Here is a 23,228-nt window from a genome sequence, read left to right as displayed (position 1 = left end):
GGTCATGACCACCCATCCGGACCCGGTACGGGACACACCGGAGGCGTACTCCGCCCCGGCGCAGCCGGCCGAGCCGAGCCCGGCGCAGCCGGTCGCGTCGGCGACCGCTCCCGCCCAGCCGACCGCCGCCGTCTGGACCGAGGGCGTGGACACCGTGCCGCGCGCCGGTGGCACCCCGGGGGAACTTCAGCCGTACACCGAGCTGGGCCTGCGCGACGACGAGTACGACCGGATCCGGCAGATCCTGGACCGTCGGCCCACGCAGTCCGAGCTGGCGATGTATTCGATCATGTGGAGTGAGCACTGCTCCTACAAGTCGAGCAAGGTGCACCTGCGCCAGTTCGGTGAGAAGGCCCCGCACAGCGACCGGATGCTCGCCGGCATCGGTGAGAACGCCGGTGTGGTGCAGGTCTCCGACGAGCTGGCCGTGACCTTCAAGGTCGAGTCGCACAACCACCCGAGCTTCGTCGAGCCGTACCAGGGCGCGGCGACCGGCGTCGGTGGCATCGTCCGGGACATCCTGGCCATGGGTGCCCGCCCGGTCGCGGTGATGGACCCGCTGCGCTTCGGTGCCGCGGACCACCCGGACACCGCCCGAGTGCTCACCGGCGTGGTCGCCGGTGTCGGCGGCTACGGCAACTGCCTGGGCCTGCCCAACATCGGTGGCGAGCTGGTCTTCGACCCCTCCTACCAGGGCAACCCGCTGCTCAACGCGCTCTGCCTGGGCGTGCTGCCGGTCAGCCGGCTGCAGAACAAGGCCGCCGCCGGCCCGGGCAACGTTGTCGTGCTGATGGGCGCCAAGACCGGCCGGGACGGCATCGGCGGCGTCTCGGTGCTGGCCAGCGCCACCTTCGACGAGGGCAGCGAAGCACGCCGCCCCGCCGTGCAGGTCGGTGACCCGTTCACCGAGAAGCTGCTGATCGAGGCGTGCCTCGAGCTGTACGACGGTCAGCTGGTCGTCGGCATCCAGGACCTCGGCGGCGCCGGTCTGACCTGCGCGCTCACCGAGACCGCCGCCGCTGCCGGCACCGGCATGCGGGTGTGGCTGGAGCGGGTGCCGCTGCGCGAGCCCTCGATGGAGCCGCACGAGATCCTGGCCAGCGAGTCCCAGGAGCGGATGCTGCTGGTCGTCGAGCCGGACAAGCTCGACGCGGTGCTCAAGACCTGCGAGAAGTGGGGCGTCCTCGCCACCGCGATCGGTGAGGTCACCGCACCGGAGCCGGACGGCCGCCCCGGTCGACTGGCGATCACCTGGCAGGACCACCTGGTCGTCGACGTGCCGCCGGGTTCGCTCGTCGACGACGGCCCGGTCTACGCCCGGCCGATGCGCGAGCCGGCCGACCTGATCCTGCTCCAGGCCGACCGGGCCGAGACGCTGCCCCGCCCGGCCGACCCGGAGGCGCTGCGGGAGACCGTGCTGCGCATGATCGCGTCGCCGAACCTGGCCGACAAGACCTGGGTCACCGAGCAGTACGACCGCTACGTGCTGGGCAACACAGTGCTCGCCCAGCCGGAGGACGGCGGCGTGATCCGGATCGACGAGCGGACCGGTCTCGGCGTGGCGCTGTCGTTGGACGGCAACGGCCGGTACGCCCGACTGGACCCGTACAACGGCACCAAGCTGGCCCTGGCCGAGGCGTACCGGAACGTGGCGGTGACCGGCGCGAAGCCGATCGCCGTGACCAACTGCCTCAACTTCGGCTCGCCGGAGGACCCGGGCGTGATGTGGCAGTTCGCCGAGGCCGTGCGTGGCCTGGCGGACGGCTGCCTGGAGCTGGGCATCCCGGTGACCGGCGGCAACGTCAGCTTCTACAACCAGACCGGCGCGGCCGCCATCCACCCGACCCCGGTGGTCGGCGTGCTGGGCGTGCTGGACAACGTCGCCGACCGGGTGCCGATGGGCTTCGTGCCGCGCGCCGGTGGCGACCACGACCAGCTCTACCTGCTCGGCGAGACGAACGTGGAGCTGTCCGGCTCGGAGTGGGCCTGGGTGACGCACGAGCACCTCGGCGGCATCCCGCCGCAGGTCGAGCTCGGGCGGGAGAAGGCGCTCGCCGAGTTGCTGGCCGAGGCTGCCCGCGTCGGTCACCTGGCCTCCGCGCACGACCTCTCCGACGGTGGCCTCGCCCAGAGCCTGATCGAGTCCTGCCTGCGTCGCGGGGTCGGTGCCCGGGTCGCGGTGCCGGAGCAGTTCGCCGAGGGCTCGATGCCGTTCGTCTACCTGTTCAGCGAGTCCGCCACGCGGGCGCTGGTCTCGGTACCGCGCGGCCACGACAAGGCGTTCGCGGCGCTCTGCGCCGAGCGGGGCGTGCCGTTCGAGCTGATCGGTGTCACCGACCCGTCCGGCGGTGCGCTCGAGGTGCACGGCCAGTTCCGGATCGGCCTGGACGAGCTGCGCACCGCGCACACCGAGACGTTGCCGCGCCTCTTCGGGGGCTCGGCGGCTGTCGAGGTGCCCGCGCCGGCCGCCGGTGTGGCGGGTGCGGTCGAGGCCGTCCCGCTGCCGGTCGCGCCGGCTGAGCCGCTGGATGCGGCCGAGGTGGTCTCCGAGCCGATCGCCTCTTCGGGCCCTTCGCCGGAGACCGGCGCGGTCGAGCCGATCGGGTCGGAGCAGCCCGGCGGGGCGTCCGAGTCCGACCCCGGTGTCACCGAGCCGTCGCCTGACGAGCGCTGAGGCGTTGACGGCCGCTGTCTACGGCCAACCCGGTTCCGGCGCCCGGTTCGACTGGGGGCTGACCGGGGCGGCCGAGCTCGGTCGGGTCTGCGCGGCGCTGGTGGTGGTGGACGTCCTCTCGTTCACCACCGCCGTGGAGGTGGCGGTCGCCCGGGGCATGCGGGTGCACCCGTTCCCCTGGGGTGAGCAGGCCGCCGAGTACGCCGTCCGGGTCGGCGCGACAGCTGCTGTCGGGCGGCGGCAGACGACAGCGGAACATCCGTGGTCGCTCTCGCCCGCCGCGCTGAGCAGCGCACCCGTGGTGGCGGACCTCGTGCTGCCCTCCCCGAACGGCTCCGCCATCAGCGCCGCCGCCAGCGCCACCGGCCTGCCGGTGGTCGCGGGGTGCCTGCGCAACGCACGCGCCGTCGGGCGTTGGCTGCGCCGCCAGGGGTACGGAACGGTGAACGCCCCGATCGGCGTGATCGCCTCGGGGGAGCGGTGGCCGGACGGGTCGCTGCGCCCCTCGGTGGAGGACCAGCTCGGTGCCGCCTCGGTGCTGGACGCCCTCTCCGGCGTGCCGGGTGGGCTCTCGGTGGAGGCGGCCATGGCGCTCGCCGCGCTGGCGAGTACCCCGGATGTGCCCGCCGCCGTGCGCGGCAGCGTCTCCGGGCGGGAGTTGACCGAGAGCGGCTTCGCCGCGGACGTGGACGTCGCCGTCCGGATCGGCGTGTCGGACGTCGTGCCGGTGCTCCATCAGGGCGTCTTCTCCGCCGCCTGACCGCGCCGGCCCGCGCCTGCCCGCGCCGGGCCACTTGGCCGTGTCGGCCGCCCGCGTTGCGGCCGACCCCCGGTGATCAACTCGGCTTTCAGGAAGTCGGGGTGTCCAGGTCTGCGGGTTGGCCCGACTTCCTGAAACCCGAGTTGGTCTTGCAGCGAAACGGCCACCCGGAGATCCGGGTGGCCGTTTCCATGTGCTGTGGTGGGGGTCAGTCGTCCAGCCAGTCGAGGCGGCGACCGCCGCGCTCGGTCGGTGGCGGGGTGTCCGGTCGGTTCCGCCCTGCGGCGGGCTGGCCGTAGCCGGGCTGGTCGTAGCCCCGGTCGTCGTAGCCACCACCGCGCTGCGGCGGAGGCTCCTGGCCGCCGTAGTTGCCGCCCTGGTCGTATCCCCCGGCGGGCTGGCCGTAGCCGCCCTGGTCGTAGCCCCGGTCGTCGTAGCCACCACCGCGCTGCGGCGGAGGCTCCTGGCCGCCGTAGTTGCCGCCCTGGTCGTATCCGCCGGCCGGTTGACCGTAGCCGCCCTGGTCGTACCCGCCAGCCTCCGGAGCGCCGTACCCCGCGGTCGGCTCGGCAGCGCGACCGCCGTACGGGGCGGGATCGGGCTGGCCGTACCCCTGCCCCTGCTCCGGCTGGTAGACGCCTGTGGCGTATGGGTCCGCCGGGGCCGGGTACTGCGTGTCGCCGGTGTACCGGCCGGTCGGCTCGTCGAACCGCTCGCCATAGGCCGCTCCGCCAGCGGGAGCCGGCGGGTAGGCGGCGGTGCCGCCCGGGGCGTCGTAGTCACGACTGCCGTAGCCGCCGCCGGAGGCCGGAGCGTTGCCGTAGCCAGCACCGGAGGCTGGCGCGTTGCCGTAGCCAGCACCGGAGGCTGGCGCGTTGCCGTAGCCAGCACCGGAGGCTGGCGCGTTGCCGTAGCCAGCACCGGAGGCTGGCGCGTTGCCGTAGCCGGCACCGGGCGCGGCACCGTAACCGTCACCGGCCGCACCGGCGCCGTAGCCGCCCTCCGGGCCGGCCGGAGCGCCGTAGCCGCCACCCGAAGCGGGCGCGTTGCCGTAGCCGCCGGCGCCGTACCCACCGGGCGCCGGCTCGTCGCCGTAACCGGCGCCGCCCCAGCCCTGCTGACCCGCGCCGCCGTACGCCTGCGCAGGCGCGCCGTACGGGTCCGGCGGAACGTCGTCGACCACCGGGCGGTGCATCATCGTCGGGGCCTCGCTCAGCGCCGCGCCACCGACCATCGTCGGGTCCGGTCCACCGCCGGGACGACCGCCGACCACCCGGGTCTGGTCGTCCGCACCGCGGAACCCGCCCCGCGAGGGCGGCACCACACCTCCGCCGCCGGCAGCGGCCGCAGCGTCGTCGTCGTCGCCGTTCTCCCTGCGCTTCATCCAGAGCAGCACGATCGTGCCGACACCGGCGGCGACCAGAAGACCACCGAGCAAAATGATCATGTACGAGCCGAAACCGCCGCCGTCGTCGGTGTTCGCGGCGTTCGCCGGAGCGTCCTGGCTGGCTTCCTCGGTGGGCTCCTCCTCGGTGCCCTCCTCGGTCGCCTCCTCGGTGGGAGTTGCCTCGGGGGTGGCGGACGGGGTGGCGCTGGGCGTCGACTCAACCTTGATCGCGAGGCTGATCCGCTGCCCGGTGATGGCCTGCCCGGCGTTGGCGTTCACGGACTTGAACGCCTGGATGTTGTCGAACGACGCGCCCAGGTCGATCCGGCCGGGCGCGATCGGCTTCTGGCTGGTGCCGGTGAACCGGAAGTTGCCGCTGCTGTCGCTGGTGGCGTCGTAGCGGTGACCGGCGGTGTCCTGGAGAACCACGAAAGCGTTCGACACGGCCTTGCCGTCCGCCTGCGCGACCACCTTGCCGGCGACCGACCGCACAGTCTGGTTCTGCGGCGGCGGCGCTGCCTTGGCGACTAACGTGACAGTGGTCGACCCCTCTTGGCTCTGCTTAACAACCCCGGTGGAATCGGTCGCCTTGACGGTGACCGTGGCGCTGCCGTTGGCCGCATCATCCGCGGCCTTGAAGGTGGCGTCGAAGGTCCCACTCGATGTCACCCGTCCACGGGAGCACCCGTCAACGCAGGTCAGCTTCGAGCTGCTCGAGCTAAAGCTGATGTCAGCGGGCCCTGCGCCGTCTTCGAAGGCGAGTCGGTAGCTGATCTTCGTGGTCTTGCCGGCTTCGACGCTGCTCGGCGAAGCCGAAACATCTGTCACGTTGGGAGCGGCCATGGCTGGTGTGGCGGGGACGGCGAGCAGAGCGCCGGCAACCAGCGCAACGACCACACCGGCCCGCTGCTTCCAGGCACGTCGGTGTGTTGACACGTCCACCGCCTTCCGGGCTGACTTCCCTCTGACCGGCGGGGCGCCGGGCCGGGGATCATCACGGTACGAATACGCCGTCGGCCACTATGCCTTGTCCGACTGCATGAGCGCGACCCAGGGCCAGCGTCGCGTGTCTGGCCTGGGGGTCGTATCGTCCCGTCGTGTCCTCTCCGCACAGTAAGTCCGCTGCCGTTACGGCCGCGTTGTCGGCGCTCGACGAGGGGCGTGCACCCGAACGGCCGGTGTTCCGAGAGGCGGTCCGGTGGTTGTTGGCCGTCCTCGCGGAGCGCGCCCCCGGCCGTTCGGTGGAGGTGCGCGTCCCACCATACGGGGCCATCCAGTGCGTACCGGGGCCTCGACACACCAGAGGAAACCCACCAAACGTGGTCGAGATGGCTCCAAATACCTGGTTGGAGCTGGCAACCGGCAGGGTCGGCTGGGCGGAGGCGGTCACCGACGGTCGCATCCAGATGAGTGGCAATCGCGCGGACCTCTCAGCCTATCTGCCCCTCTAGTCGTCCCGGTGTCCCACTCACCGTGACAGTGAGCAGGGGAATCGTGACTTTCTGTATTGACGTCGATTCGCGTACACTGTCAGGCGATGACAGTGGTCCCGGCAGAGGAGTGTGGATCCGCCCGTGATCCCCGCCCGGCCGGTCCAGACCAGCATGAGGGAGCGGTAGGTGCCCCGAGGCGACGGCCGGCTGAGCCACGACCTTGACCCCCAACGACCTGGCCCCCAGGATGCCTGTGGCGTCTTCGGCGTCTGGGCCCCCGGCGAAGAGGTTGCCAATCTGACCTACTTCGGCCTCTACGCCCTACAGCACCGCGGCCAGGAGGCGGCGGGCATCGCGGTGAGCGATGGCTCCGGCGTGGTGGTCTACAAGGACCTTGGCCTGGTGGCGCAGGTCTTCGACGAGCCCACCCTGGCGAGCCTGCGCGGTCACCTGGCGATCGGGCACGCCCGATACTCCACCACCGGCGCGTCGAACTGGGAGAACGCCCAGCCGACGATCCGGTCGACCACCTCCGGGACGACAATCGCGCTGGCTCACAACGGCAACCTGGTCAACACCGCCGAGCTGGAGAAGGAGGTCGCCGAGCGCGGCCTCATCGCGGACGGTTCGACGAACGACACCTCCCTGGTGACGATGCTGCTGGCCAGCCGACCGGATCTGTCGGTCGAGGCCGCCGCACTGGAGGTGTTGCCGCAGCTGCGTGGCGCGTTCAGCTTCGTCTTCATGGACGAGTCGACCCTCTACGCGGCCCGCGATCCGCACGGCGTCCGCCCGCTGGTGCTGGGCCGCCTGGAGCGCGGTTGGGTCATCGCCAGCGAGACGGCCGCACTGGACATCGTCGGCGCCAGCGTGGTGCGCGAGGTCGAGCCGGGCGAGCTGATCGCGATCGACGAGAACGGGCTGCGTTCCACCCGGTTCGCCGCACCGGAGCCGAAGGGCTGCCTCTTCGAGTACGTCTACATCGCCCGTCCGGACGCCACGATCGCCGGGCGCAACGTCCACTCGGCGCGGGTGCAGATCGGTCGGCAGTTGGCCAAGGAACACCCGGTCGAGGCCGACCTGGTGATCCCGGTGCCCGAGTCGGGCACTCCGGCCGCGATCGGGTACGCGGAGGCGTCCGGCATCACCTACGGCGCCGGTCTGATGAAGAACCCGTACGTGGGTCGTACCTTCATCCAGCCGTCGCAGACCCTGCGTCAGCTCGGCATCCGGCTCAAGCTCAACCCGCTGCGGGAGAACGTCCGCGGCAAGCGGTTGGTGGTCGTGGACGACTCGATCGTGCGCGGCAACACCCAGCGCGCCATCGTGCGGATGCTGCGTGAGGCGGGGGCACTGGAGGTGCACGTCCGGATCTCCTCCCCGCCGGTCAGCTGGCCGTGCTTCTACGGCATCGACTTCGCCACCCGGGCGGAGCTGCTGGCCAACGGGTTGGACAACGACGGCATCCGGCGGTCCATCGGCGCCGACACGCTGGGCTACGTTTCGCTTCCTGGTCTGATCGCCGCGACCGAGCAGCCGAAGACCCGGTTGTGTCGGGCGTGTTTCGATGGGGAGTACCCGATCGAGCTGCCGGCCGGCAACCTGATCGGCAAGCACGTGCTCGAAGGGGTGGGCCGACGCGTCGCCAACTCGGCGCCGGAGGCCCCGCCCACCAACGGCTCGTCCGTCGCCACTCCGGGTGGCGTTACCGCAAACCGCCCGTAGCACCAACCGGCGCGGCCCGGCTACCGCCGGCGGCACCGAGAACCAAAGGGGAGAACCGTGACGCACGTGTCCGAGCGCAGCGGCGCAGGAAGCAGCCCGACCGGCGCCGGCGGCGACCACCAGCCGTGGACGGGCGGTGCTGGCCGCCAGGCGCGCAAACGCTCGGTCTCGTACGCCGACGCCGGGGTCTCCATCGACGCGGGCGACCGCGCGGTGGAACTGCTCAAGTCGAAGGTGCGGCAGACCCGCCGCCCCGAGGTGCTCGGTGACCTCGGTGGCTTCGCCGGCCTGTTCCGGCTCGACACGAAGAAGTACAAGAGCCCGATCCTGGCGTCCTCCACCGACGGTGTGGGCACCAAGCTGGTGATCGCCCAGCAGATGGACATTCACGACACGGTCGGCATCGACCTGGTCGCGATGGTCGTCGACGACCTGGTGGCCTGCGGCGCCGAGCCGCTGTTCCTGCTCGACTACATCGCCACTGGCGAGGTCGTTCCGGACAAGGTCGCCGAGATCGGCGCGGGCATCGCCGACGGCTGCCGCTACGCCGGCTGCGCGCTGCTGGGCGGGGAGACCGCCGAGCACCCCGGCGTCCTGCGCCCGGACGAGTACGACATCTCCGCGACAGGTGTGGGCGTGGTCGAGGAAGCCGACATCCTTAGCCCCGAGCGGGTCGAGGTGGGCGACGTGGTGATCGCCATGCGCTCCTCCGGTCTGCACTCCAACGGATACTCGCTGGTCCGGCACGTGCTACTCGGCGCGGCCCGGATGCGTCTGGACATCGTGATCGACGACTTCGGTCGGCAGCGGACCCTCGGCGAGGAGCTGCTCACCCCGACGAAGATCTACGCCAAGGACTGCCTCAAGCTGATCGCCGAGGCCGAGGTCCGGGCGCTGTCCCACATCACCGGTGGCGGCATCCCCGGCAACCTGGTCCGGGTGCTGCCCGAGCACGTCGACGCGGTGGTCAACCGGTCCACCTGGAAGCCGCAGCCGATCTTCGACCTGATCCAGACGAAGGGTCGGATCGACGACCACGACATGGAGTCGACCTTCAACATGGGCGTCGGCATGTTCGCGATCGTGTCGGCCGAGGACGCCGACCGCGCGCTGGCCACCCTGACCGGCCGTGGGGTCGAGGCGTGGCAGGCCGGCGAGATCATCGAGGGCACCGGCAACGTGCAGATGGTCGGTCAGCACACCCGAGGATGATCACCCTCCGGTGATCGTACGGGCACCTGATCAGGGCTTCACCCGAGTGGCCATTGCCGCCTAGCCTGAAGGGCTCAGGCTAGGCGGAGGAGGACGATGGCTGCTCAAGGACAGTCGTTCAGCGGGATGCGCGGTCTGGCCGCCGTCCCGTCGTACGTCGTCATGCAGCCCACCACCCTCTGCAATCTCGACTGCGCGTACTGCTACCTGCCGTTCCGGGCCGCCGACCGTCGGATGTCGGTGGCGGTCGCCGAGGCGGTCGCGACCGCGGTCAACCCCTGGGCGGCGAACGGTCGCTTCTCAGTGGTGTGGCATGGCGGCGAGCCCCTGGCCGCTGGTCGGGAGCACCTGGCCGATCTGATCGCGCCATTCGGGCCCCAGGTCGAGCATCACGTGCAGACCAACGCCACACTCATCGACGACGACTGGTGCGATTTTTTCGTCCGGCACCAGATGCGGGTGAGCGTGAGCATCGACGGGCCCCGGGCACGCAACGGCGACCGGGTCAACCGGGGTGGCCAGCCGGCGTACGACCGGATCCTGCACGGCATCTCGGCGCTGCGCCGGCGCGGTCTGCCCTTCTCCGCGCTGGCCGTGGTTTCCCGCCCGGAGCCGGGGCTCGCCACCGAGCTGTACGACTACTTCCTTGAGCTGGGCTGCGATGTGCTGGGCATCAACATCGAGGAGACCGAGGGGGTCAACACCCGCGACAACCGCCACGACCCGTCGGCGGTGTCCGCGTTCTGGGCCGAGTTGGTCGGGGCATGGCGCCGGGAGCCCCGGATTCACCTCCGCGAGATCGAGTGGTCGTTGCGCTACGCCGCGGCGGTGCTCGACAACTCGGCGGACGGGCTGCTGCCCCGCCAACTGGACCCGATCCCGACGATCGGTCACGACGGCTCGGTGATCGTGTTGTCCCCCGAGTTGGCCGGTTTCACCGATCCCCACTACGGCGACTTCAGCAGCGGCAACGTGCTGACGACCCCGTTGGCGCAGATCCTCGGCGACGCGGCGGCGACGCCGTGGGTAAAGGAGTTCCTGGGCGGGGTGGAGGCGTGTCGGGCGTCCTGCCCGTACTTCGGCTTCTGCGGCGGTGGCCATGCCGCCAACCGTTACTTCGAGCTGGGGCGTTTTGACGGTACGGAGACCGAGCACTGCCGCAACAGCAAGATCCGCCTATTGGAGGGAGTGTTGGAGCATGCCCGAGACCACCAGTCACCGGCGGCCTGAGCGCGAAGCGGACGACGGAGTCACCGAACGGGTGCGAGACGCGGCTCCCGCGCTCGTCGCGCTGCTCCAGGAGGCCGAGGACGCACGGCGGCTGCGCTCGGAGGTGTCGGGCGGAGACGGGTCCAGCGCGGTCTGCGCCTGGAACCACTTCGAGAACATCCCGACGTTCTACAACTGGAACAATCGCCCGCGCTGAGGTGAGCCGCGATCAGGGGCCTGTCGAGCGGCCGGATTGGCTCCGGTCGGGGCCAGGCCCCTGATCGTCGCTCAGCTGCACCTGCACGAGACGCGCGTGAGCACGCGGGGGTCACCGCGTGCTCAGCTGCGTCGAACGGTCAGCGGGTCGGACGGACCCAGGGATCTGGATCGTCGTCCGCGTGATCCTCATCATCATCGCCGACGGACTCTTTAGAGTCGTCGTCGAAGTGGTGCTCAGACTTACCAGCACCCGCCAGTTCGCGCTGCAAGGCGGTGAGGTCGGTGTTCGGGGAGTGGTACTTCAACTCCCGCGCCACCTTAGTCTGCTTGGCCTTAGCACGGCCGCGCCCCATGGCTCGACCCCCTCGCACAGAATGCGGGGCAGCCCGAAGGCGGGCCCCGATGACGTCAGGCATCTCTCGTGGCTCTTACGGTACATGGGGATGCCACCGTTCGGCACCTCGGGTTACCGTCAGCCGGCTCTGCGCGTCGCGTCGATCCGGCCGTCACCCAGTGTACCGGGTAAGGAGCGGAACGGTTAGCACCCGTGACACCGGACAAACCGCATCAAATTTGACCCGGGCTCAGCTTACCCAGCTGCGCCGTCACCGGGGGCCCGGAGGCGGATCTCGTCGATCCGCCCCCGGAACGAAACGCTCAGCGCAGGTGGATCGCGCGCAGCCGGCCGACGTCCGCCATCCGCCGCTCCGCCAGCCGGTCGGCCGCCACGGCCGGGGGCACGCCCTCCGCGTCAGCCAGGTGCAGGATCTCGCGGGTGGTGTCGTAGATCCGGGTCGCCCGCAGCTTCGCCCGGTCGAAGTTGAAGCCCTCGATCTCGTCGGCGACCTGGATGACGCCGCCCGCGTTGACCACGTAGTCCGGGGTGTAGAGGATGCCGCGGTCGGCCAGCAGCTTCTCGATGCCCGGGTGGGCGAGCTGGTTGTTCGCCGCACCGGTTACCACCTTGGCGCGCAGCGCCGGCACCGTGTCGTCGTTCAGGGCGCCGCCCAGCGCGCACGGCGCGTACACGTCGAGGTCCGCGGCGACCAGCGCGCTGGAATCGTCGACCAGGGTGACCTGCGGGTGGTTGGTGCGCACCCAGGTCAGCGCCTTCGGGTTGACGTCGGTGGCGACCACCTCGGCGCCGTCCTCCAGCAGGTGACCGGTGAGGTACTTGCCGACCTTGCCCAGGCCGGCCACGCCGACCCGCCGGCCTCGCAGGCTCGGGGTGCCCCAGACGTGCTCGGAGGCGGCCCGCATCCCCTGGAAGACACCCCAGGCGGTGAGGATCGACGAGTCGCCGGCGCCGCCGTGCTCCACGCTGCGCCCGGTCACGTAGCGGGTCTCCCGGGCCACGACGTCCATGTCCGCCACGTACGTGCCGACGTCGCAGGCGGTGTAGTAGCGGCCGCCCAGCGACTCCACGAAGCGACCGTACGCGCGCAACAGCGCCTCGCTCTTGATCTGCTCCGGGTCGCCCCAGATCACGGCCTTGCCGCCGCCCAGGTCCAGCCCGGCGAGCGCGTTCTTGTAGGCCATCCCGCGGGACAGGTCCAGCACGTCGGCGAGGGCGTCGTCCTCGCTCGCGTACGGGTAGAAGCGGGTGCCGCCGAGCGCCGGGCCCAGCGCGGTGGAGTAGATCCCGATGATCGCCTTAAGGCCGCTCTGCTTGTCCTGGCAGAACACGACCTGTTCGTGACCTGTCGATACCGGGTCGTCGGTGCTCGCGAATACGCCCATTGTTGGCTCCTACTGTGGTGTGCGTCCTTGTGGGACGTGGACCTGGTGAACCCCGGCGGGGATGCTGCCGGTGTGATCGAGCCTAGTATCGGCCGCCGTGCGGGCGCTCGACACGCGGCCGCCGTCCCACGGTGCGGCGCGCGTGCTCCGGCCGCTGACCGCGTACCGGCGTGGTTCGTGGGAGGATCGCGCGGTGCCGTCGCTCTTCGCTTCTTACCTGCGCGTGTACGAACCGTTGGCCGCCTTCGACCGAGACCGGCAGAGCTACTGGCGCCGCTACGTCTCGGAGGGGCGCGCGGTCGCCCCGGTGGAGGGGCCCGGTCGGCAGCGGACGGCGGTGATCGAGGCGCTGGGCGCGGGCTGGACCCGGCTGCCGGACCTGCCGGAGGAGGCGTACGTCCTGGAGACGGACGACAGCCTGCTGGTCTGCCCGTGGAACCTGCGCATCCGGGTCGCTGAGGCGGCGCTCAGCGCCCGGGACGGGGTGCCCTCGGTGCTCGCCGACGCCTTCGTGCCGCCGGTGCTCGCCGGGCAGGCCAGGGCGGTGGTGGACGACTGGCGCAGTGGCGCCCGGGTGCTGGAGCACGGGGTGCCCCGGGTGCACGAGCAGATCGCCACCTGGGGCGTACCGCTGCGGTGGTTCGTGCTCTTCGACCCGGCGGAGCGTGACCTGGTCACGCAGCCGGGCCGGCGGGCGCTGCGCTACCGCACGGAGATCTCCAAGGCTCGACGTCGCTCGTCGCGGGCGCTGTCGGTGTTGCGCAAGTCGGTGGGCGAGGCGCCGATCACCGAGGCGGTGGAGGAGGCGGCCCGCTGGCTGGAGGAGTTCCATCCCCGGTCCGTGGTCGAGCTGGACTACGGCGGTCTGGTGGACCTGCTCTCCGACGAGACTCTCACAGCGGACGACTCGCCCGAGCTGGTTGCCGGCGGCCTCGCGGGGCTGTCGCGCGGCGAGGCCGAGGAGGCGTCCGCCGCGTACGACAAGTTGGTGGCACGGTGGCGCGCGGTGCAGCTGTTGGAGCGGTGCAATTAGGGCATATCGGCCCTAGGAGCGCTCCCAAGGTGAGGGGTGCTCGTAGTTGACGCATCACGAACCGTGATCATGAGTCCGAATAAGGTACTTTCTGCCATGTAAAAGTCGTAAAAATCGGGCATGGTTCATCCGTCCGTCTAGGGACCTTCATCCGTTCGGCCCATGTCGGACATCGGGGACTAGCCGGACCATGGGAGACGCGTCGGCCGGCGGGACCCCGGCCGATGTCTATACATGTGGAGGAGTGACCGATGGCATCGCGAACGCACGAACCAGAGCCGCTACTCACGCCGGCCGAGGTGGCGTCGATGTTCCGGGTCGACCCGAAGACGGTGACCCGTTGGGCCAAGGCTGGCAAGCTCAGTGCCATCCGCACCCTGGGGGGCCACCGTCGGTACCGTGAGTCGGAGGTCAGGGCGCTTCTGCAGGGCCAGATCCCGCAGCAGCGGCAGGGCGACTGAGCGGCAGCAGTTTTTCGTCAGGGGCGGTGGATCTCGATCCGCCGCCCCTTTCCATGTCACGAGCACGACGCCCGCCGCGGGTCAGCGCCGCGACTCGGCCAACGTCACCCGGATGCCGACAGTGCCGCCCTCGCCGCGACGCAACCGGCTGCCCAGCAGGCTCAGTCGACCGATCAGGCGGTACTTGTGCTTGAGCAGATCGCGGATCCGACCGGTGTCACCGCCCCCGTAGATCGTCGCGTGGGCTGACACCTCCGCCCCGTGTGGCCGACCCCGCACGTCGCATGGCGCCACTGTCACCTCGCCGTTGCGGCGGATCCGCTTCACCTTGCCCGAGTCGGCCCGGGTCCAGACCGCCAACGCCTCACCGTCGCGTACCGCCCAGACCGGGGTCGGCACCGCCCGACCGTCAGTGCGGAAGGTCGTGAGCAGGATGTACTTCTCGGCCGACAGCCGGTCCAGCGTGGTCACGCCGCCAGGATACGGCCGGTGCGGGCCACTGAGCGGCCGGATAGCGTGAACGCCGTGACGGTTGAGCCCCTAATCGGTGACGTGATCGGCGAACTGCTGCGGGACACACTCGCCGTGGCCACCGGGGTGGGCCCCCGCCCCCTGGTCGGTGGTCGACTGCCGCGACCGGTCATCGAGATCATCGAACGGGACGACGGTCTGATCAACGGCGCCCCGGCCGCGCACTACCTGGACGGGCCGGCGGAGTGGCAGCCGTACGACCACCGCGCGGCGGACCGGGCGCACGGCGAGACGCTGGACATCGGCACCGGTGCCGGCCGGATCGCGCTGCTGCTCCAGGAGCGCGGCGTACCGGTCACCGGGCTGGACACCTCCGCGGGCGCGCTGGAGGTGAGCAGGCGTCGCGGTGTCCGGCGGCTGGTGCACGGCACCGTCGACACGCACGTCGCCGACGGTTCGCGGTACGACACGTTCCTGCTTCTCGGCAACAACCTCGGGCTGTTCGAGGGGCGGGAGCGCGCTCCCGAGTTCCTCGCCGCGCTCGCCGCGCTGGCCCGACCGGGAGCGCAGATCATCGCTCAGGGCACCGACCCGTACGGCACCCGCGACCCGCTGCACACCGGCTACCACGAGCGCAACCGTCGGCGCGGTCGGCTCGGTGGCCAGCTGCGGCTGCGGCTGCGGTACCGCGAGTTGAGCACCGAATGGTTCGACTATCTGGTCTGCTCGGCGGAGGAGTTCGCCAGCCTGGTGCACGGCACCGGTTGGCGGCTCACCGATGTGGACGACCGCGACGCCCCCTACTACCTGGCCACCCTGCGCCTCGTCGACTGAGCGACGGCCCCCGCGTCCGCCGAGCGGAGACGGGGGCCGTCGGACGTCTCAGACCTGGACGGTCGGGGGGAGCTGCTCGGGCGGGAGCCCGCCGTCGCCGTCGACCACCTCGTCCGGTTGGCCGTCCTCGTCGATGTCGACCATGGTGATGTCCACCTTGCCGTCACCGTCGGTGTCGAACTGGAACAGGTCCGCCTTGCCGTCGCCGTCGGTGTCCACCACCCACACGTCGGTCTTGCCGTCGTTGTTGGTGTCGGCGCGCAGCAGTTCGACCCGCTCGTCGCCTCGGGTCTCCACGATCTCCCCGTCGGTGACGCTCTCCGGTGCCTGGCTCATCTCGATGCGGTCCTTCCCTCGGTTGACGGGCCGTCATTACCCGATCCGGCGCTCCCCCACGCATGGGCCGGGTCGTCGCGCTGTCTAGGGTCGCACCATGAGCGAGCGGAGCGGGCGGGACACCCGGGCCGGCGTGGCGGGGACCCCGCGCGTCGGCGGACGGGACAGGGAGGCGTGATGAGCGATCGTTTCGTGGTCGTCGGTGCCGGCACGATGGGGCTCGGTATCGCGTACGTGGCGGCCGGCGCCGGGCACGCCGTCGAGTTGGTCGAGGTGGACCCCGAGCGGGGTGCGACCGCGCTGAACCGGCTCGCCGAGCTGTGGGAGCGGGCGGTGCAGCGCGGCAAGCTGAGTGCCGACGAGGCCGCCACGAACCGGCAGCGGGTGACGCTGCGCCCAACCCTCGCCGCTGTCGCGCCCGCCCCCCAGGTGATCGTGGAGGCGGTGCCGGAGCGCCTCCACCTGAAGCGTGCGGTGCTCCGGGACGCCGCCGCGCTGCACCCGGCGCTGCTGGGCAGCAACACCTCAAGCATCGCCATCGCTGCTCTGGCCGCCGAGCTGGACGCGCCCGAACGCTTCCTCGGCCTGCACTTCTTCAACCCGGTCTGGGCGATGGCGCTGCTGGAGATCGTGGTCGGCCCGGCCACCGCCGAGGAGACCACCACCGCGGCAGTCGCGCTCGCCGGCCGGCTGGGCAAGGACCCCGTCGTCGTACGCGACATGCCCGGCTTCGCCACCTCCCGGCTCGGGGTCACCCTCGGGCTGGAGGCGATCCGGATGGTCGCCGACGGGGTGGCCAGCCCGTCGGACATCGACAAGGCCATGGTGCTCGGCTACCGGCACCCGATCGGGCCGTTGGAACTCACCGACCTGGTCGGCCTCGACGTGCGGCTGGACATCGCCCGCACCCTCCAGGCCGCGTACGGGGACCGCTTCGCGCCGCCGCCACTGCTGGAGGAGATGGTGGCCGCCGGGCGGCTGGGTAAGAAGTCAGGGCAGGGTTTCTACCGCTGGGAAGCCGGTGTGAGGCAATGAGCGGGTTGCGGATCGAGGAGCGGCCGGACCGGCTGGTGGTCACCCTTGACCGGCCGGAGAAGCGCAACGCCATCGACGCCGACCTGATCGCCGAGCTGCACCAGGTCTGCGCCGAGTTGGAGGCGCGCCCGCGCCTGCTGCTGCTGACCGGTGGCGCGGCGGGCATCTTCGCCGGTGGCGCCGACATCGGCCAGCTCCGCGAACGGGGTCGCACGGACGCTCTCGCCGCGATCAACTCGGCCGCCTTCGCACGTGTCCGCGCGCTGCCGATGCCGACCGTGGCGGCCGTCGACGGCCCGGCGTTGGGCGGTGGCGCGGAGCTGGCGTACGCCTGCGATCTGCGGGTGTGCACGGCACGGGCGGTCTTCGGCCAACCGGAGGTGCGGTTGGGCATCCTGGCCGGCGCTGGCGCGACCCACCGGCTGCCCGCGTTGGTCGGGGAGGGCCGGGCCAAGGAGCTGCTCTTCACCGGCCGGCGGGTGGACGCCGCCGAGGCGCTGCGGATCGGCCTGGTGAACCGGGTGGTGGACGAGCCCGACGAACTGCTGACGGTGGCGCACGCGTTGCTGGACGAGATCGCCCTGGGCTCACCGCTGGCGGTGCGGCTGACCAAGCTGGCGGTGGACGCGCCCGCCGCCGCGCACCCGCATCTCGACCTGGTCAGCCAGGCGGTGCTCTTCGAGGACGACGAGAAGCACCGCCGGATGACCGAGTTCCTGGAGCGCCGCAGGCCGCGCTGATCCCGCGTACCAGAAACGGCCGCACCGGCGGGAAGCCGGTGCGGCCGTCGTGGGTTTCGGGTCCTGCCTACTGCCGGATCTGCACCCCGGCGTCGGCCAGGCCGCGGATCACCTGCGCGGACTCACCGAAGCCGATGATCAGTACGGCGTCCGCGCCGAATGCCTTGATCTCCTTCGCGCCGCTGCTGAAGTCGACAGGCGCCGCCTTCGCGTCGGCCGGCGGCTCGTACGTCAACAGCTTGAGCCGGTCGTTGGCGATGCCGGCCTTCTCCAGCTCGTCGCGGACGGTGCCCTGTAGGCCCTCACCGTAGGAGTCCTTGCGGGCGACGATCACGATCTTCTGTGACCCGTCGCGCAGGATCACGTCGGCGAGTGCCCGGCCCTGGAGGCTGTCCGGCGGGGCGGTACGGAAGTAGAGGCCCTGGTCGTCCACGTCGGTCAGGCTGGCGTCGGTGTTGGACGGGGAGAAGAGGATCTTCCCGGCCTGCACCACGTCCGGGAGCACGGCCCGGGAGATGCCCGAACCGCCGGCACCGATGATCACGCTGACGCCGTCCGTCACGTGCTTGGCCACCGTCGCCTTGGCCACCGCCGGGTTGGTGCCGTCGTCGCCGTCCAGCCACGTCACCGGCTTGCCCAGTGCGCCGCCAGCGGCGTTGATCTCCTTGATGGCCAGCGCGGCGCCGGCCGCCATCGGCGGGTAGGCGATCGAGAGGTCACCGGTCTTCGGCAACAGGCCGCCCAGGATCAGCGGCTCCTGGTCGGCGTCGCCACCAGCGCGCTGCTTCTTCGGCTTCGGGGGCGTCTTGGTGCTCGCCGCCGACTCGATGCCCGCGCCGACGAACTCGGTCTTACCGTCGTTGATCTGCTGCCCGTCGAAGGTCAGTGTGGCGTAGCTCGCGGTGGCCGGCTCACCCTTGTCGGTGAAGCCCGCCCGGGTCAGCGAGACGCCGCGGTACTGGACGTCCTGCCCGTTGCGGGCCAGCGCGAGACAACTGGCGGGGTCCTCGCAGCGCTGCCCGTCGTTGGTCACGGCGACGATCTGCTTGGTGATGGCGGCCGGGTCGGTGCTCCCGGCCAACTGGGCGGCGAGCACGGCGATCACCACCGCGTCGTACGTCTCGGCGGAGTACACGTAGTCCGTCAGCGCCGGATTGACGGCCCGTAGCCGGCCCTTGAAGTCGTCTGGCAGCGGAACGAGGGGCGTGGTGCCCTTCATCCCGTCGACGAGACTCGCCCGTTCCTTCAACTCCGCAGGATAGGAGTTGAGCATGTTGCCGTCCGTGCCGTAGAGGCGCACCTGTTGGGCGCTTGCCTCCTCGGGCTTGTCATCCCCGCAAGCGCTTGTGGCGAGCAGGATCGTCGCGCAGGCAGCCAGTGTGGCTACCCGCGAGCGGCGTGATACGAACATGGTCGTCCTTCCTCCGGCGAAGGTCCGCTGCGCACATTAGCGTGCCGAAGCCGGCGGCGGGACCGTGGAGGTGGCGTAATGCGCAGGTAGCTCGCGTTGAACACGGACAGTGACGGTTGCTGGGAGAGCTTGACCACCCGTCCTACTGTGCGCTGAGTGACGGACCTACCACAGCAGACGTTCGATGACGCGGCCGCCGTGCTCCGTTCGGCGCTGACCGGCGATGGAGACGCGGTGGTGGGAGCCTTCGACGCGGTCGTCGACCGGGCCGGCCTGAGCGGCGCGTACGGGGTCGCCTGGTGCCTGGCCGCGACAATGCTCGGTGACGCGCCGGCGGCCAGCGGGGCGGCGCTCGACTTTCCGGGGATCGATCAGGCCGGGTACGACACCCGCTGGGTGGCCCGCTTCGTCAGTGCGTACGCGAATTGCGACGAACCGACAGGCGAGGCGCTGTTCGGCGCGGCGGCGGCCGACGGGCTGCTCCCCGACTGCCTGCTCACACTCGCCGGTTCGACGATCGCCACCCTGCGCAGCCGCGCCGAGTGACGCGTCCGCGGGTCGCGGCGGTGTCGGCGGGTCGGTCAGAACGCGTGGTACGCGATCAGCGGCTCGTACTCGTACCGCAGGTTCTCGAAGCGGACCCGGAAGTTGACGCCGTCCCGGACGTTTGTCGCCACCGTGATCCAGCCCGAGTTGGCCGGCAGGTAGGTCCAGTAGTTACAGGCGCTCGTCTTGTCGACGAAGATCACGCACGCCTCGGTGGCGTACACGCTCGCGTTGCGGACGTTGATGTCGCGGCAGCGCGTCGTGGTGCGGTACTGGCCGGCTGAGCCGCCGTAGCGGCCGGTCTCGAAGTACGACCGGACCGCCCCGCCGTAACAGGTGGCGAGCGGGGCGAACGCGTTCGGCCCGGAGCTGACGGGTGTGGTCGCTGTTGTCGGCTCCGCCAGCGCGGGCGTGCCGGCGGAGAGCAGTGCGGTGGCCGTGGCGACGGCGAGCAGGCGAGCGGTCGGGGATGGCATTCGGTCGATCCTCCAAGAACAGTTGACTGACCGTCCGTATTGGACTGATCATCTGACCGTGACGATGATACGTATCGATCGAATCCGCCGCGGCCCCGATGATGTCCGGCCCGTGTGGTAGCTCTGTAGGCATGTCCGAGGCCATGCTCAGCAAGGTGCGCAAGCTGTTGGCCCAGGCCGAGGACCCGGCCTGCACGCCTGCCGAGTCGGCCGCGTTCACCGCCAAGGCGACCGAGCTGATCGCCCGCTACGGCGTCGACCGGGCGCTGCTCGCCGCCCGGGACCCGACCACCGACCCGGTCGGCGATCGGGTGCTGGACGTCGTCGCCCCGTACGCCCGCGACAAGGTCGGCCTGCTCGCCGCGGTGGCCGAGCCCCTGCGCTGCCGCTGCGTACGCCGTCGGCAGGGCAACGGCTTCGCCCTGCACCTCTTCGGCTTCGCCAGCGACCTGGAACGGGTCGACCTGCTCTTCACCTCACTGCTCGTGCAGGCGGCGCACGGCCTGGCCGCCACCGAGGTGCCGGCAGACGACCATCCCGCCGCCTTCCGACGCTCCTGGCTGGCCGGCTTCGCCGAGGTGGTCGGAGGTCGGCTCTGGGCGGCCGAGTCGGCGGCGGCCAGCGAGTCGGGCGCGCCGTCGATGGCGCTGGTGCTGGCCGACCGATCCGACCGGGTGCAGCGTCGGCTCACCGAGGAGTACCCGCGGCTGCGCACCGCGCCGCCACGCCGGTTGGGCGGCACCGGCTTCGGCTCGGGGGCGGAAGCCGGCCAACGCGCGAACCTTGGTGGTCGGGACCTCGGCGGTGCCGCCGCCGACCGGCGGCTCGGTCGGTGATCCGGTGGGTCGTCAGGCCGTCGTGGTGGGGCGGTTTCGCGACACCGTGGCGACGTAGCGGGTGAGCAGTTCGTGCCAGCCGGCGGTGAGCGCCTTGCGGTAACCCTCGGCAGCCTCGCCGTGCCTGTCGAAGTGCCGGTGCTCCAACTCGACCCGGGTGCGTTCTGGCCCCTCGGGATGGAACAGCACCTCGACCTCGCTCGCGCGGGCCGGGTCCGGCACCGGTGCCCGGTCGGGGCCGATCTGCCAGACGAAGACCAGCCGGCGAGGCGGATCCCAGGTGAGCACCCGCCCCCAGTCGGCGCGGAAACCATACGGGCCCAACTCGTAGAGCATGCCACCGGTCCGCGGCTCCATGCCCAGCTCGGCCAGCGCGTCCGGGCCGGACCAGGTGTATTCGGTGACCCACCAGTCGGTCAGCTCGTCGGTGAAGACCGCGAACGCGTGCTCGGCCGAGCCCGGGACGAGAAGGCTGCACCGGAGAGAGAACTGGCCGACGTCCTGCCGGATGTCGGCCGGATCAGTCAATTCCTGTCCCATAGGCCCGGACCATACCGGCTGATGCCCGGGTGTGCAGCTTCGCACGGTGCCCGGTTCCAGACAGAGGGTCGTCGAGCCGTCACGGACGGGATGCCCCGCCGGAAAACGGGTAACCGCGCCGCGGCCCGGATCACCGGGCCGGTGTGCAGGCGGGGCGGGAGACCATGAGCGAGAGCGGGCAGCAGCGGGAGCCGGACCGGAACGTCGACAGCGGGAACCCGGACGTCCTGCTCGACATTCCGAAGGTCTCCGTCGACTCCATCCGGCTGGCGGTCGACGGTCTGGAGGCCGACCTGTCGCTGCGGGCCCGGGTGGCCAACCTGCTCCAGGTCGACGCCGGCGTACGGGTGCACCTCAGCAACGGCGAGTTGAACATCGACGGGGTGAACGCCGAGGCGCAGCTGCGGGTGCGGTTGGAGCAGCTGACCAGAATCCTGGGCCGGGCCCTCGACACGCTCGACAACAACCCGCACATCATCGAGGCGCTCGCGCATACGGCTGGCACTGCCCTGGACGACGTGAACCGCGGCGCCCAGCAGTTGGCCGCGGGCGCAGCGGAGGTCAAAGCGTCGAGTCGGCACCTGGACGGCGTACGCGACGAGCCGGGCCGGCAGGTCGGCGCGGCCAGCCCGGTGGCCGACCGCGACCGACTGGGTTTCGACCGGCCGGATCCAGGTCGACCGAGTTCTGGCCGGCCGGGCTCTGATCGGGCGGGCCCTGGTCGATCCGGGGCGGGTCCGGTCGGGTCGGCACCGGACGCCGGAGGACCCGGGCCGCGAGCTGGTGGCCCGGGGTCAGCCGACCAGTCGCATCCGCAGGGCCCGCATCCGCACGGCCCGCAGCCGGAGGGGCGGCGTCCTGAGGGGCAGCCGCCACAGGGCCGGCAACCGGAGGGCCGGCAACCGGAGGGCCGGCAGCCGGAGCGCCAGCAGCCACAGGGCCGGCAGCCGGAGGCCGGCGCGCCAGGTGGCCACCGCCCGGAAGGCCAGCGGCACGAGGGGCTACGTCATGCCGAGGAAAAGCGGCACGAAGGCTCGGGTGGTGGAGAGCGCCCGGCAGGGGCGGGCCGGGACCAGCGGCACCCCGAGGGACCGGCGGGTTCGGCGGCCGGGCAGACCCGCAACCAGCCAGGTCGGTCGACTGCATCCGGTCCGAGCCGGTCCGGGGATGGCGACGGTGGTCTGCCGGGTGCCGCGCAGGCCGCGGCCCAGAGCGCGGCGCAACTCGCCGAGCAGGCGGGGGAGACGCTGCGACAGGCTGGACGCAGCGTGTGGGAGGCGATCCAGGGCAGCGTGGCGCAGCACCGCCCGCAGGGTCGCCGCGACCACTGACGCCGCGCCGTTCCTCGTTGTGCCGCGGGCGGTCTCACCTGGGGTGGCCGTGCACGGGGCGCCAAGATCTGAGCATCTTCAGGGAAACTGCTGCCTTAGCCCGTCGGGAGGCAGCAGTTTCGGTGATGGTGCGTGGGACGCCGCTCGCGGTTGTCGTCCGAGCGTCGCCGGCAGCGGTGCCGGGACATCCTTCTCGCATGATCATGCTCGATCCTTGATGTAGTGCCTCGCCCGCGGGCGGAGGGCCCTGTTTCCTGGATCGAGCACGATCTTGGAGGTGGTCGCTTCGACGCCATGCCGCTGACGTCGCGGGGTCGCGGCGCTCTGTTCGCGCGTGTCGGCGGAAGCACCGGAAAAGCAAGATCCCCACCTGCGTTTCCGCTGGTGGGGACCTCTGTAGCCCGGCGAAAGGCTATGTGGCCAGGGGCGGGGTCGAACCGCCGACCTTCCGATTTTCAGTCGGACGCTCGTACCAACTGAGCTACCTGGCCGTGTCGCTCGGCTCATGCTACCCGGCAACCGGACGAACCGGTGGCAGGGCGACCTGCTCCGATACGCAGAACGCCGCGCGGGGCGCGGCGTCGGCGCTGCGGTCCTGACGGGACTTGAACCCGCGACCTCCGCCTTGACAGGGCGGCGAGCACTCCAACTGCTCCACAGGACCTAGCTTGTGTTGCTCCGGCTTGCGCCGGTCTTGCCTTACTCCGGCTTGCGCCGGTCGTGCCCCCAACGGGATTCGAACCCGTGCTACCGCCTTGAAAGGGCGGCGTCCTGGGCCGCTAGACGATGAGGGCGGCCCCGCCATCATTGCACATTCGC

Annotated in this window: 23 protein-coding genes and 3 tRNA genes; 15 read left to right on the top strand and 11 right to left on the bottom strand. The window is 71.2% G+C overall.

Annotation, left to right across the window (positions count from 1 at the left end; all coding sequences use genetic code 11):
- Positions 1-4: 4 nt before the first annotated feature.
- Positions 5-2,674: a phosphoribosylformylglycinamidine synthase subunit PurL gene (purL, locus tag KBX71_RS14185; protein ID WP_210818344.1), complete on the top strand. Its 2,670-nt coding sequence runs from the start codon at positions 5-7 to the stop codon at positions 2,672-2,674.
- A 4-nt stretch (positions 2,675-2,678) separates the two neighbouring features.
- Positions 2,679-3,434, top strand: coding sequence for a 2-phosphosulfolactate phosphatase (locus KBX71_RS14180; RefSeq protein WP_124821609.1), 756 nt, complete (start codon positions 2,679-2,681; stop codon positions 3,432-3,434).
- A gap of 208 nt (positions 3,435-3,642) precedes the next feature.
- Here the strand turns inward: KBX71_RS14180 and KBX71_RS14175 are convergent, their stop codons facing one another.
- Positions 3,643-5,490, bottom strand: a complete 1,848-nt coding sequence (locus KBX71_RS14175) for a carboxypeptidase regulatory-like domain-containing protein (protein WP_307847068.1) — start codon at positions 5,488-5,490, stop codon at positions 3,643-3,645.
- A 428-nt stretch (positions 5,491-5,918) separates the two neighbouring features.
- Here KBX71_RS14175 and KBX71_RS14170 point away from each other — a divergent pair, with 428 nt between their 5' ends.
- From KBX71_RS14170 to amcA, 5 genes are all read left to right on the top strand, one after another.
- A complete protein-coding gene (locus KBX71_RS14170) occupies positions 5,919-6,272 on the top strand; it encodes a sterol carrier family protein (RefSeq protein ID WP_307847067.1) in 354 nt (117 codons plus the stop codon).
- A 168-nt stretch (positions 6,273-6,440) separates the two neighbouring features.
- On the top strand, positions 6,441-7,979 hold the full coding sequence (gene purF / locus KBX71_RS14165; RefSeq protein ID WP_124821607.1) for an amidophosphoribosyltransferase: 1,539 nt from the start codon (positions 6,441-6,443) through the stop codon (positions 7,977-7,979).
- A 57-nt stretch (positions 7,980-8,036) separates the two neighbouring features.
- Positions 8,037-9,191, top strand: coding sequence for a phosphoribosylformylglycinamidine cyclo-ligase (gene purM, locus KBX71_RS14160; protein WP_124821606.1), 1,155 nt, complete (start codon positions 8,037-8,039; stop codon positions 9,189-9,191).
- 126 nt (positions 9,192-9,317) lie between these two features.
- Positions 9,318-10,421 carry a cyclophane-forming radical SAM peptide maturase AmcB gene (amcB, locus tag KBX71_RS14155; RefSeq protein WP_305798226.1) on the top strand — a complete coding sequence of 368 codons (1,104 nt, stop codon included), beginning with the start codon at positions 9,318-9,320 and terminating at the stop codon, positions 10,419-10,421.
- Positions 10,390-10,617: a multiple cyclophane-containing RiPP AmcA gene (amcA, locus tag KBX71_RS14150; protein ID WP_124821604.1), complete on the top strand. Its 228-nt coding sequence runs from the start codon at positions 10,390-10,392 to the stop codon at positions 10,615-10,617. Before amcB ends, amcA begins: the two co-directional genes overlap by 32 nt.
- 139 nt (positions 10,618-10,756) lie before the next feature.
- Here amcA and KBX71_RS14145 read toward each other — a convergent pair whose 3' ends face one another.
- Together KBX71_RS14145 and KBX71_RS14140 are read right to left on the bottom strand one after the other, a co-directional pair.
- Positions 10,757-10,972 (bottom strand): DUF3073 domain-containing protein, encoded by a 216-nt coding sequence (locus KBX71_RS14145; protein WP_124821603.1) that lies wholly within the window; start codon positions 10,970-10,972, stop codon positions 10,757-10,759.
- A 304-nt stretch (positions 10,973-11,276) separates the two neighbouring features.
- Positions 11,277-12,359 carry a Glu/Leu/Phe/Val dehydrogenase gene (locus KBX71_RS14140; RefSeq protein ID WP_210818342.1) on the bottom strand — a complete coding sequence of 361 codons (1,083 nt, stop codon included), beginning with the start codon at positions 12,357-12,359 and terminating at the stop codon, positions 11,277-11,279.
- 193 nt (positions 12,360-12,552) lie between these two features.
- Between KBX71_RS14140 and KBX71_RS14135 the strand changes: the two genes are divergently transcribed.
- Both KBX71_RS14135 and KBX71_RS14130 read left to right on the top strand, forming a co-directional pair.
- On the top strand, positions 12,553-13,392 hold the full coding sequence (locus KBX71_RS14135; protein ID WP_124821616.1) for a hypothetical protein: 840 nt from the start codon (positions 12,553-12,555) through the stop codon (positions 13,390-13,392).
- A 251-nt stretch (positions 13,393-13,643) separates the two neighbouring features.
- Entirely contained in the window at positions 13,644-13,853 is a 210-nt protein-coding gene (locus KBX71_RS14130) for a BldC family transcriptional regulator (RefSeq protein WP_007073996.1), read from the top strand.
- Positions 13,854-13,934: 81 nt separating this feature from the next.
- On the opposite strand, the gene KBX71_RS14125 is transcribed toward KBX71_RS14130, so the two are convergent.
- Entirely contained in the window at positions 13,935-14,324 is a 390-nt protein-coding gene (locus tag KBX71_RS14125; RefSeq protein ID WP_210818341.1) for a PPOX class F420-dependent oxidoreductase, read from the bottom strand.
- Positions 14,325-14,378: 54 nt separating this feature from the next.
- On the opposite strand from KBX71_RS14125, the gene KBX71_RS14120 reads away from it, so the two are divergent.
- Positions 14,379-15,158, top strand: coding sequence for a bifunctional 2-polyprenyl-6-hydroxyphenol methylase/3-demethylubiquinol 3-O-methyltransferase UbiG (locus KBX71_RS14120; RefSeq protein WP_210818340.1), 780 nt, complete (start codon positions 14,379-14,381; stop codon positions 15,156-15,158).
- A 48-nt stretch (positions 15,159-15,206) separates the two neighbouring features.
- Here KBX71_RS14120 and KBX71_RS14115 read toward each other — a convergent pair whose 3' ends face one another.
- On the bottom strand, positions 15,207-15,494 hold the full coding sequence (locus KBX71_RS14115; protein WP_091396025.1) for a hypothetical protein: 288 nt from the start codon (positions 15,492-15,494) through the stop codon (positions 15,207-15,209).
- A gap of 177 nt (positions 15,495-15,671) precedes the next feature.
- Here KBX71_RS14115 and KBX71_RS14110 point away from each other — a divergent pair, with 177 nt between their 5' ends.
- Together KBX71_RS14110 and KBX71_RS14105 are read left to right on the top strand one after the other, a co-directional pair.
- Positions 15,672-16,529 (top strand): 3-hydroxyacyl-CoA dehydrogenase family protein, encoded by an 858-nt coding sequence (locus tag KBX71_RS14110; protein WP_210818339.1) that lies wholly within the window; start codon positions 15,672-15,674, stop codon positions 16,527-16,529.
- Positions 16,526-17,269, top strand: a complete 744-nt coding sequence (locus KBX71_RS14105; protein ID WP_210818338.1) for an enoyl-CoA hydratase/isomerase family protein — start codon at positions 16,526-16,528, stop codon at positions 17,267-17,269. Before KBX71_RS14110 ends, KBX71_RS14105 begins: the two co-directional genes overlap by 4 nt.
- A gap of 67 nt (positions 17,270-17,336) precedes the next feature.
- Here the strand turns inward: KBX71_RS14105 and KBX71_RS14100 are convergent, their stop codons facing one another.
- Complete coding sequence (locus KBX71_RS14100) at positions 17,337-18,680, bottom strand: ABC transporter substrate-binding protein (RefSeq protein WP_210818337.1); 1,344 nt, start codon at positions 18,678-18,680, stop codon at positions 17,337-17,339.
- A 156-nt stretch (positions 18,681-18,836) separates the two neighbouring features.
- Between KBX71_RS14100 and KBX71_RS14095 the strand changes: the two genes are divergently transcribed.
- Positions 18,837-19,226: a hypothetical protein gene (locus tag KBX71_RS14095; RefSeq protein ID WP_210818336.1), complete on the top strand. Its 390-nt coding sequence runs from the start codon at positions 18,837-18,839 to the stop codon at positions 19,224-19,226.
- A gap of 35 nt (positions 19,227-19,261) precedes the next feature.
- On the opposite strand, the gene KBX71_RS14090 is transcribed toward KBX71_RS14095, so the two are convergent.
- The gene (locus KBX71_RS14090) at positions 19,262-19,702 is read right to left on the bottom strand and encodes a hypothetical protein (protein WP_124821595.1); all 441 of its coding nucleotides are present in this window, start codon (positions 19,700-19,702) and stop codon (positions 19,262-19,264) included.
- A gap of 131 nt (positions 19,703-19,833) precedes the next feature.
- On the opposite strand from KBX71_RS14090, the gene KBX71_RS14085 reads away from it, so the two are divergent.
- The gene (locus KBX71_RS14085) at positions 19,834-20,538 is read left to right on the top strand and encodes a DUF2786 domain-containing protein (protein ID WP_210818335.1); all 705 of its coding nucleotides are present in this window, start codon (positions 19,834-19,836) and stop codon (positions 20,536-20,538) included.
- A 12-nt stretch (positions 20,539-20,550) separates the two neighbouring features.
- Here KBX71_RS14085 and KBX71_RS14080 read toward each other — a convergent pair whose 3' ends face one another.
- Entirely contained in the window at positions 20,551-21,078 is a 528-nt protein-coding gene (locus tag KBX71_RS14080; protein WP_210818334.1) for an SRPBCC family protein, read from the bottom strand.
- Positions 21,079-21,242: 164 nt separating this feature from the next.
- On the opposite strand from KBX71_RS14080, the gene KBX71_RS14075 reads away from it, so the two are divergent.
- Positions 21,243-22,409 carry a hypothetical protein gene (locus KBX71_RS14075; protein ID WP_210818333.1) on the top strand — a complete coding sequence of 389 codons (1,167 nt, stop codon included), beginning with the start codon at positions 21,243-21,245 and terminating at the stop codon, positions 22,407-22,409.
- A 417-nt stretch (positions 22,410-22,826) separates the two neighbouring features.
- Here KBX71_RS14075 and KBX71_RS14070 read toward each other — a convergent pair.
- From KBX71_RS14070 to KBX71_RS14060, 3 genes are all read right to left on the bottom strand, one after another.
- Positions 22,827-22,900: transfer RNA gene (locus KBX71_RS14070), tRNA-Phe, on the bottom strand.
- A 99-nt stretch (positions 22,901-22,999) separates the two neighbouring features.
- Positions 23,000-23,073 (bottom strand) — tRNA-Asp (locus tag KBX71_RS14065).
- A 57-nt stretch (positions 23,074-23,130) separates the two neighbouring features.
- Positions 23,131-23,203, bottom strand: a tRNA-Glu gene (locus tag KBX71_RS14060).
- Positions 23,204-23,228: the final 25 nt, after the last annotated feature.

It is taken from the genome of Micromonospora sp. D93 (genome assembly GCF_018070365.1).
GTDB lineage: Bacteria > Actinomycetota > Actinomycetes > Mycobacteriales > Micromonosporaceae > Micromonospora > Micromonospora ureilytica.
The sequence above is the reverse complement of the archived record's forward strand: the minus strand, read 5'-3'. Positions and strand labels throughout refer to the sequence as shown.